The organism is Oleiphilus sp. HI0086 (assembly GCF_001635225.1).
This window is the reverse complement of the sequence record NZ_LWFZ01001170.1, coordinates 1-9,327: the sequence shown is the minus strand read 5'-3', so window position 1 is coordinate 9,327 and position 9,327 is coordinate 1. Positions and strand designations below refer to the sequence as shown.

Annotated in this window: 10 protein-coding genes; 3 read left to right on the top strand and 7 right to left on the bottom strand. The window is 44.6% G+C overall.

All coding sequences use genetic code 11. The annotated features are described in order from the left end of the window. The first annotated feature begins 36 nt into the window (after positions 1–36). The 3 genes from A3756_RS20485 (at position 37) to A3756_RS20475 (ending at position 1,573) form a co-directional block, all read left to right on the top strand. Entirely contained in the window at positions 37–786 is a 750-nt protein-coding gene (locus A3756_RS20485) for a hypothetical protein (RefSeq protein WP_068554474.1), read from the top strand. 148 nt (positions 787–934) lie between these two features. Further along, a complete protein-coding gene (locus A3756_RS20480; RefSeq protein ID WP_068513493.1) occupies positions 935–1,138 on the top strand; it encodes a hypothetical protein in 204 nt (67 codons plus the stop codon). A gap of 9 nt (positions 1,139–1,147) precedes the next feature. Next, the gene (locus tag A3756_RS20475; RefSeq protein ID WP_068513497.1) at positions 1,148–1,573 is read left to right on the top strand and encodes a MarR family winged helix-turn-helix transcriptional regulator; all 426 of its coding nucleotides are present in this window, start codon (positions 1,148–1,150) and stop codon (positions 1,571–1,573) included. A 15-nt stretch (positions 1,574–1,588) separates the two neighbouring features. Here the strand turns inward: A3756_RS20475 and A3756_RS20470 are convergent, their stop codons facing one another. The 7 genes from A3756_RS20470 to purD form a co-directional block, all read right to left on the bottom strand. Continuing rightward, on the bottom strand, positions 1,589–2,485 hold the full coding sequence (locus A3756_RS20470; protein WP_068513500.1) for a DUF4344 domain-containing metallopeptidase: 897 nt from the start codon (positions 2,483–2,485) through the stop codon (positions 1,589–1,591). Positions 2,486–2,648: 163 nt separating this feature from the next. Next, the gene (gene ppk1 / locus A3756_RS20465; protein ID WP_068513504.1) at positions 2,649–4,757 is read right to left on the bottom strand and encodes a polyphosphate kinase 1; all 2,109 of its coding nucleotides are present in this window, start codon (positions 4,755–4,757) and stop codon (positions 2,649–2,651) included. A gap of 68 nt (positions 4,758–4,825) precedes the next feature. Further along, positions 4,826–5,836 carry a porphobilinogen synthase gene (hemB, locus tag A3756_RS20460; protein ID WP_082865402.1) on the bottom strand — a complete coding sequence of 337 codons (1,011 nt, stop codon included), beginning with the start codon at positions 5,834–5,836 and terminating at the stop codon, positions 4,826–4,828. A 149-nt stretch (positions 5,837–5,985) separates the two neighbouring features. Further along, positions 5,986–6,711: a hypothetical protein gene (locus A3756_RS20455; protein WP_068513508.1), complete on the bottom strand. Its 726-nt coding sequence runs from the start codon at positions 6,709–6,711 to the stop codon at positions 5,986–5,988. Between the two features lie 301 nt (positions 6,712–7,012). Beyond that, a complete protein-coding gene (locus tag A3756_RS20445; RefSeq protein WP_068513514.1) occupies positions 7,013–7,210 on the bottom strand; it encodes a hypothetical protein in 198 nt (65 codons plus the stop codon). A gap of 500 nt (positions 7,211–7,710) precedes the next feature. Then, entirely contained in the window at positions 7,711–8,505 is a 795-nt protein-coding gene (locus A3756_RS20440; protein ID WP_068512169.1) for an inositol monophosphatase family protein, read from the bottom strand. Between the two features lie 39 nt (positions 8,506–8,544). Then, the coding region (gene purD, locus A3756_RS20435) for a phosphoribosylamine--glycine ligase (protein WP_068554472.1) at positions 8,545–9,327 on the bottom strand (783 nt) is incomplete at its 5' end.

Genomic DNA, 9,327 nt, shown 5'->3' with positions numbered 1-9,327 from the left:
GTGAGTTAATTCGCTATCTAAATCAGTGACTCAGGTATGAAAAATAGTATTGTTCTCGCTAGTTTGCTTTTTCTGCTTCTTACTAGTGCCTGTACTACCCGGCAATTGGCGGAAGTATCTCCTCTTGAAGAAGATGTGTCAAAGCTTGAGAAGCTTAGTCCTGAAGAGAAGCAGAGCAAAGAGAATGAGACAGCGGAAAAGAAAGCCAAAAAAGAAAGTCAGGCCGCTACTAAGCAGATAGAGCCAGAATCACCTTTGCAAAAACAAGCTGAAAAGGCATCCCAAAAAAAGCTCGGGCAGCCTTCCGATAAAACACAGGCTAAGCAAAAAGAGAGGCAAACTTCGCAGAAGTCGGTGGAAGCTTTGGAGCAAGAGTATTCAACTGAGCCTTCAAGTATGCGCTCAAGGGATGAGTTGGAGAAGAGTAGCGATAAGGCTTCGAAGAATACATACTCTCCTATGAAAGATAGTGCAGCGGCTTCGGCTAAAGAAGATCAACAGGATGGCGTGGGAAAAAATGCGCTTGAACAACTAGAGCAAGCAGCTGGTGGAGAAAAAGCAGGCACGAAGTATTTAAAAGATAAAGATGATGAAGACCCTTCCTTGGAAATAAATGGAGTGCTTAGTGATAGCGATACTGAAGGTAATGCTTACCATATAGAGGGTGATGATGCCCCTGTAACGATTCTGGGAGAGGGGGGGGAAGTGATTATTTTACAAAAAGATCGTGAGCAAACATCCACTTTTCGGAAACGGAGAACCTGGAATATGCAGCGTCAGTTCTAAGTTAATACAGCTTGTTTGCGCTCTAAAGCGATGATTATCTAGGGCTTGATGCTGACTGCTTCACGTATCATGGGATGAAAGCTTGCTCTATACTTGCGTCATTTGTAGGATAGCCTCTAATTGCCGAAAGGAGGTCTGGGAGAGTTTGATGAAAAAGTTGAGTGCATGTGTCCTGATTGCCGTATCGCTGCTTATGGGTGGCTGTCAGAGCTTTCAAAAAGATAGGGACTTGGAACTGTATATTGTTGGTGCTGGCTTGAGCTATGCGATTGGTAAACATGTTTGTCGTCATAGTGAATTCGTTGAAACCTGTGGTGTAAGTGCCGCGGCTACCTTTATCGTTTGGTACTAAGCTTTATTTATGTCGGAAGACCTTCTTCGCCTGGATAAACAGGTTTGTTTTTCTTTATATAGTGCTTCCAATGCGATGGTTCGAGCCTATCGGCCATTCCTTAAATTACTGGACCTGACCTACCTTCAGTACATTGTCATGATGGTATTGTGGGAAAAAGACGAAATCAACGTCAGTGATTTAGGGGAGCGGGTTCATCTGGACTCAGGAACCTTAACACCTTTATTAAAGCGTCTTGAAGCGAAAGGCTTATTGAGTCGAAGTCCTGGTCTTCGTGATGAGCGAGTAAAAATTCTTACTTTGACTGAAAGTGGTCGCTCTCTAAAAGCTGAGGCGCAAGCGGTACCTGAGCAAATGCTTTGCAAGCTTGACCTACCTCCTGAGCAGTTACAAACCTTAAAGCAGCAATGCGAGGCGCTGCTCAAAGTACTGTAATTGTTTCCTTTAAGACTAGTGTGCAGCAAGCCAGCTGGTGAGCCTATTCTCTTGTCTGAGGTGCGGTTGTAAGGCATCAAGCCAGGTCTGTAACTTCTCCAGATACAGTTTTTGGCACTGTTCAATTTTTTTCTGATCCCATGCCAGCTCTTCTAATAGCTCATGATAGGCTTGCTCTGTTCTGTTCACGCGAGCCAGATAGTCTTTGCCGAGTATTAAGCAAACGGCTTTGCGGTAGCGCTGCTCATCGAGTGAAACCTCAGCTTCGTAGTCTTCTTCGCCGCCATAAGGAATAGATTGCCTGATTAGTAGAAATGCTTCCGTTGCTTCCAGAATAAAGTCGCTGTCATGGTGGTTCAGGTTGATAAGCATAAGGGTCGAGAAGTTATCCAGTGCAAATACTTCTTGCCCGGATACGCCTAAATCAAACTGACTAACCAAGGCTCTGCCTAGTTCAAACCACAAATATTTTTCAACGGCTGCGCTGTATATCGCTTCTTGTATACCCTCTTGTTGAGGGTATTTGGCAATTAGGCCTTGATCTAGTTGGTATAGAAAGGAGAAGGGGATGTCGATCTTTATATCAACCTGGCTGGTTTGTTTGTTGTTCGAGCTTGCAGTGTCAAGTGCTAAAGGTTGGCTCGTTGTAGCCTGGTCAGCTTGGTGAAAGTGATAAATGATGCTTTGTTTTAAAATAAGGTCTTGTTCACTAAATATTCGCAAGCGTTCGAAAACTTGAGACTTTTTCAGACGTGTAATTAGCTTGGTATCGTATTCACTCTTAGCGTCAGTTTGAAATGATAAGTCTGATGGCTGTTGAGGCTCAGTAATAGAGATCGATGCGTAGGTGCTGAAGGTTAGGGTTGACGTTATAAGCAGGAGCAGTAATCTGATATGTATAGAAGGAGTCATGGGAAGCGTCTATTTATTATTTAAATTATCTATTGTGGTACCCAGTTAGCCCATTCTATTCGGAATTTAAACTAAATGTACTGAATCTTTGGTAATGTCGGCTGAATCGCACTCTTCTTTTAAAGTATTGAAAACAGATAAAAGAAGAGTGCCAGGTTTGGCTTTAGGTTGAGGCAAGGTGCTCGAGTAAATATTGTTGTGCGCAGACTCGAGATTCGGCTTCGGCAGGTTGGTTCAAATGATATTTTCCCTCGGTGTCCATAATCCAGCTTTGGCAATTATCGCTTAGGTAGAAGCCAATTTCGGCTTTCACGCGTTCTACTAGCTTCTTATCTTCCATCGGGAAGCAGGTTTCAACACGCTTTAACAGGTTACGGGTCATCCAGTCGGCACTGGCACCATAGATCTGGTCATTACCATCATTGTGGAACCAATAAACTCGAGTGTGCTCCAAGAAACGCCCGATCACAGAGCGTACTTCGATCGTTTCGGAAATACCCTCTAGCCCTGGACGTAAACAGCATATGCCGCGGACAATAAGCTTAATAGGCACGCCTGCTTGTGATGCTCGATACAGTGCCCGAATAATTTTGGGTTCTGATACTGCATTAACTTTAATGGTGATTCCTGAGGCTTTACCTGCTTTGGCATTATTAGCTTCTCTTTCTATCATCGAAACCAAAGAGTCATGTAAGGTGAAAGGAGCATGGAATAGTTTTTTGATCTTCAGTGCTTTGCCCATACCCGTGAGCTGCTGGAATATTTTATGAACCTCTTTCCCGAGAGCTTCATCACCACTCATAAAGCTATAGTCTGTATAGAGGCGGGCGTTCTTTGCGTGATAATTACCCGTACCCAAATGTACATAGTGCCTAAAACCTTCGGCTTCGCGTCGGGCTACGAGTATCATCTTGGCGTGGGTTTTATAGCCCACTACGCCATAAACGACGACAGCGCCAGCTTCTTGCAGGCGGCTGGCTAGTTCAATATTTTCTTCTTCGTCAAAACGGGCTCGTAATTCTATTACTGCAGTGACTTCTTTTCCGCGTCTTGCTGCATCGACCAAGGCGGCAACAATTTCAGAATTAGCGCCGCTACGGTAAAGTGTTTGTTTAATAGCAACGACATCGGGGTCTAGGGCAGCGTGTCGAAGAAAATCGATAACTGGTGTAAAGCTCTGGAAGGGGTGGTGCAGAAGAATATCTTTCTGTTTTATAGTTGAAAAAATATTGCTGCTTTTCTTTAAAGGCTTTGGCAGGCCTGGAGCGAAGGCCGGGTAGAGTAGTTCAGGTTTGTCGACTAAATCTGGTAGTTGCATTAGGCGAGAAAGGTTAACCGGGCCTCGCACTTGATACAGTTCATCTTTACTCAGTTTAAACTCTTTGAGCAAGAAAGAGATCAGATGCTCTGGGCAGTTGTCTGCAAGCTCTAATCTAACAGCGTCACCAAAACGTCTCGAGAGCAGCTCCCCTTTTAATGCAGAGGCCAGATCCTCCATATCTTCTTGTTCAAGTTCAAAGTCGGCATTTCGGGTTAAACGGAATTGGTAACAGCCTTGCACTGACATGCCGGGAAATAGTTGGTCAACATGAGCGTGAATAATTGAAGATAAGAATACCAGTTCATCACCCTTGGAAATCTCCGCAGGTAATTTAATAAGCCTGGGTAAAGAGCGGGGGGCGGGAACGATTGCCAGGCCGGTTTCACGACCGAAAGCATCTTTTCCGTCCAGCTCTACGATAAAGTTTAGACTCTTATTTACCAGGCGAGGAAAGGGGTGTGAAGGGTCGAGACCGATGGGGTTAATAATCGGTAGTACTTCGTTATCGAAATAATTAGCTAACCATTCATGTTGAGCTTCACTCCATTCCTGGCGTCTTAGAAAACTGATCCCCTCTTTTTTTAACTCAGGCAGAAGCACATCATTCAAAATCTCATACTGTTCACGAACAAAATCTGTCGCGATATGTTTGATTTTTTCTAGGGTTTGTTCAGGGCTTAGTCCGTCAGGCCCAATTGTCTCCCGACCAAATTTGATCTGATGTTTTAGGCCGGCCACACGAATTTCAAAAAACTCATCCATGTTGCTACTGAATATGCAGCTAAACATCAGACGGTTGAGGAGAGGGTGCGATGTATCAATCGTTTGTTTGAGCACGCGATGGTTGAACTGCAGATGGCTTAGTTCCCTGTTCACGTAGTATTCGTGGTTAAGGAGGTCTATAGCAGGGAGCTCATTATTTGCTGTTTGCTCGTCATGCGTCGTGCTCATTGTTGTCTGTATTCTCCAAGTATTTTAAAAGGGGCGATAATCCATTCTAGCTGAACATTGTTACATCTTTATCCTTTGCTAAGAAGTTTCGCAGCGTCCTTGGCAAAATAAGTCAGAATTGCATCGGCGCCAGCGCGCTTGATACAAAGTAGTGACTCTAGAATAATTTTATCCTTGTCTAGCCAGCCATTTTCTATTGCGGCCATATGCATCGCATACTCACCACTCACTTGATAGACGAAGGTCGGCGCTTTGAGTTCAGTCTTGATACGGTAAACAATATCGAGATAGGGCATGCCTGGCTTGATCATAACCATGTCGGCACCTTCCTGAAGGTCCATGGCGACCTCGTGCAAGGCTTCATCAGAATTGGCCGGGTCCATTTGGTAAGTCTTTTTATCTGCTTTACCTAAGTTGCCAGCAGAGCCTACTGCGTCGCGAAAAGGACCATAATAAGAAGAGGCATACTTAGCGGAGTAGGCAAGTATAGAGGTATTGATATGGCCTGCGGCTTCCAGTTCTTTGCGAATCGCAGCGATTCGGCCATCCATCATATCTGAAGGTGCAACGATGTCTGCTCCGGCCTCTGCGTGTGACAAAGCCTGCTTAACTAATGCGTTAACGGTAATATCGTTTAATACATATCCATCATCATCGATAATTCCGTCTTGGCCGTGGGTTGTAAAGGGGTCTAAGGCAACGTCGGTAATCACGCCCAGCTCCGGATATTCCTTTTTTAGTGCTCGTACAGCTCTTTGGGCTAGGCCCTCGGGGTTCCAAGCTTCTTTGGCATCAAGAGACTTGGCATTACTCGGGGTGACGGGAAATAGTGCGACGGCGGGGATACCAAGCTCTAGTAGCTGCTGCGCCTCTTTTAGTAGTAGGTCAATACTCAGGCGTTCAACGCCGGGCATAGAGCTAACAGCTTCGCGTTTATTTACACCTTCAAGAATAAACATGGGGTAAATCAGGTCATTGGCTGTTAGTGTATTTTCCTGCATCAAGCGACGGGAAAAGTCTTGAAAGCGCATGCGACGGAGTCGGCTGTTAGGGAATTGTCGTTGGCTGGGTGAAAACACTTTTTATCTCCGGCAATCATCAAAAATATTATGTGCTTAAGATTAGCAGGTATGCCGAAGGAAAGGCTATAACGCAAGTCAACTGGGGCTGGATTTTTGGAAGTATTTTGCTTTTCGCTAAATACAGGGAACTCGAGATCTAGGTACGCTTATATGCTTAGCTTAAGTAATAATTGAATGCTTGGGATTAAAGCGATGCTTAGCATAACAAGTGCGGAGCCTATGCAGGTCGCGCCGCATAATTGTGAACCGCGAATTTTTATTCGTTGAACAGGGTCTTGTAGCGCAGACTTCCAGTGCCTAAAAGCAGCGGGTTCAGGTATGCATAGTTGTGCTCGGCCGCTTTTAGTATGGCTCAGTTCGTGAATGTAATGCTGGTCTTGGTCGCGCTGATATAAAACCATAATTGATAAACTTGCAGCAATTACCATTGAGGCAAGTAGAACCTGCCCAAATGAAATATAGATGCTGCTGGTTATTGCAGCACCTATCATGCCTAGGCTTAGCAAGCTAATCATTGATATCAGTGCAATAAAAGTTTTGCAAGTACGTGAGTGTTTGCGGCGAGTTTTGAGAATACGAAGTTTTACTTTGTCGCCAACGTGGAAGTTGCCTGAGGCTAAGTGGTCAATTGCGGTAAAGCGAACCGGGCCTCCTTCATGCGGGTACTCAATGACAGGGTAAAAACCATTTTTAACGTAGGTTTGGCTAGTACTATTGTCGGCATGAGAAGTAAGGCTAGAGAATACTTGATGGATTGACACTACTTTTCCGTATTTAGCGTATGCGCCACGGAGAAAACGTGAATAGTCTCGATATAAAAAGGAACCGGCGACGGCAAGCGTCAAGCTTATTATTAAAGTAAAGGCGTCCATTAAATCCCAATTCTCCTGTACCTGAATCCATTTAGGTGCATGACTACAAAAAAGCGAGTGCCTTGAGACGGTAATAGTGTGTGGCAGGTCTCAAAGTGAGTGCGAATTGTCGCATAGATTTCGAAATCTGCAATGTCTTTTTAGAAATAATCAGGTCTTTTTACAGGAAAATAGCGAATAGGGTGAATTTAAATTCACTTTTATCACTCTCGGTAATATTCTTAGATGAAAAAGTTACCGAGAGCGATGGAAGAAAGAAGAAGCTAAGCGGTACTGCTATCGCTTTTAACGTAGTACTGGCTTAGATTGGTGCTGAGCCATAATTCATGGTCGGCTTCTTTGGCGGGTCAGCTCGTACGTTATTATCAACGCGTTCTACGTTACCACCTCTTTTTAGAAATTCTTCAATATCACTGCTTAGTTGTTGGCGTACAGTTTCTCTTACAACTCTGGGGGATTCGCTGCTGCATTCAGGGAGTGCAATGGCTTCTTGTGACATAATGGTACCTATCTATCTTTCTGCTATATCTCCAATTTCCTTTTATTTTTAAGGGTTTAGGAGATTTTGTGTTGCTTGTTTCTATTGTTTTCTGCACTGATCTATATAAACCGCCCAGCGACATGCCTATATTAAGGTTTATCTTTAATTATATGTAACAGTGCATTAAGTGGATAATATAATCTAAATTATAGCTTTGCAACATAAATCATTGGTTTTGTTGAATAAATTAATGTTTATATTTTCTTGTTTATCAAAGTGTCTGTTCCTGGTTTTGTAACAGAGGGCGTGATGCCTGTAACGCTAGGTGTTAAAAGGTGTTGAAATGAAAGATGCACAGGAATTATTGCTTAACTTGGCTAGGCTTAAGTTATCAGCGCAAGGGGAAGTGACTTAGTTGCGCGGAGCCTCTCCAATCATCACTTTCCAATCCCTAGTTGTTATAAGGACTTTTTAGGAGCCATTTTGGCTCCTTTTTTTTGCCTTGGATTCAGCGAGCTCTAATCCAGAATTTCGTCTAGAGCGTCATAGATTGCTGGCGTGCTAATGAGAAGGTTGTTGTTGTAGATGCAGGCAGGAATACCTTCAGGTACTGGGGTGAAGTGGCCGCAGCGTGCACCGGCTTCAAGGGCAATCAGTCTGGCTGCAGCGAAGTCCCAGGGGCTCAGTGACTCAAAATAGCCGTCAAGGCGGCCATTTGCAACCCAGCAGATATCCATTGCAGCAGAGCCTAGGCGGCGAATGTCTTGGCATTTCATCAGCACCTTTTCTGTTCGGCGCATGATTTCAGGTACGGTGCTTTTATCGTAAGGGAAACCCGTGGCAATCAGGGCTTTCCGTAAATTGTCTTGGTTGCTGACGGATAGCTTGTTCTGATTCAAATAAGAGCCTTGCCCCAAAATAGCGGAATAGCACTCGTCCAGAAACGGATTGTAGACAATTCCCACTTGTACCTCACCTTCACACGCGAATGCGATAGAGACGGCGACCATAAAGTGGCCGTGAGCATAATTAACGGTGCCGTCAATGGGGTCAATAATCCAGATGGGTTCAGCTAGGTCTTTGCCTTGGCTCGTATCGGTATATGTCTCTTCAGACATGATACGGTGGTGAGGGAATTTTTCTTGAATAGCTTCGATGATTAGTTTGTCTGCTGCAATGTCTGCAGATGTTACTAGCTCATGTTGATCTTTGTAATTCTGACTGAGTGAGCCTTTTGCTCGTTCCGACTTAATCATCGAGCCAGCTTTGATTGCTAGCTCTTTTGCGAATTTCTCTATGTCGCTATAGTTCATAGGTCACCCAGACAGATTAGTTTACAGGGTTTGGCTGCCTTAAGACTGCTGCTCTCGGGCAATGGCTCGGTAGGCAATGTCATCTCGATAGAACATACCTTCCCAGCTGATATTTTGTGCAAGCTGATAGGCCTTTTGCTGAGCTTCAGTCACATTGTTGCCCAGAGCTGTAGCGCATAATACTCTGCCACCAGACGTTGCTACTTGCTCGCCATCGAGTTTGGTGCCTGCATGAAATACTTTTGCAACATCAGACTCGCCTTGCTTTAGGCCTTTAATGATGAGGCCTTTGTCGTAGCTTCCTGGGTAGCCACCAGCGGCCAAGACAACGCCAACTGCTGCGCGAGAATCCCAGTCTGTTGTTGTTTTATCGAGAGTCTTATCCAATGCCGCATTGCATAGAGTAATTAGATCAGATTGCAGGCGCATCATAATAGGTTGTGTTTCAGGGTCGCCGAAACGGCAGTTATATTCGATGACTTTTGGTTGGCCATCTTTTGAAATCATTAAACCTGCATAGAGGAAGCCTGTATAGTCATTGCCTTCCTTCGCCATACCTTCGACGGTTGGGATAATGACTTCAGACATGATGCGATCATGGATCTCCTGGGTTACAACTGGAGCCGGTGAATAGGCACCCATTCCACCAGTATTTGGGCCAGTGTCGCCGTTGCCAACGCGCTTATGGTCCTGGCTGGTTGCCATCGGTAGAATATTCTTACCATCTGCAATAACGATGAAGCTGGCTTCTTCGCCATCAAGAAATTCTTCAATAACTACACGGCAGCCTGCTTCGCCAAAAGCATTGCCTGATAGCATATC

Coding starts and splice junctions, on each gene's coding strand:
- A3756_RS20480 (WP_068513493.1), top strand. CDS start 935: ATGAAAAAGTTGAGTGCATGTGTCCTGATTGCCGTATCGCTGCTTATG.
- A3756_RS20485 (WP_068554474.1), top strand. CDS start 37: ATGAAAAATAGTATTGTTCTCGCTAGTTTGCTTTTTCTGCTTCTTACT.
- A3756_RS20440 (WP_068512169.1), bottom strand. CDS start 8,505: ATGAACTATAGCGACATAGAGAAATTCGCAAAAGAGCTAGCAATCAAA.
- ppk1 (WP_068513504.1), bottom strand. CDS start 4,757: ATGAGCACGACGCATGACGAGCAAACAGCAAATAATGAGCTCCCTGCT.
- A3756_RS20445 (WP_068513514.1), bottom strand. CDS start 7,210: ATGTCACAAGAAGCCATTGCACTCCCTGAATGCAGCAGCGAATCCCCC.
- A3756_RS20475 (WP_068513497.1), top strand. CDS start 1,148: ATGTCGGAAGACCTTCTTCGCCTGGATAAACAGGTTTGTTTTTCTTTA.
- A3756_RS20455 (WP_068513508.1), bottom strand. CDS start 6,711: ATGGACGCCTTTACTTTAATAATAAGCTTGACGCTTGCCGTCGCCGGT.
- A3756_RS20470 (WP_068513500.1), bottom strand. CDS start 2,485: ATGACTCCTTCTATACATATCAGATTACTGCTCCTGCTTATAACGTCA.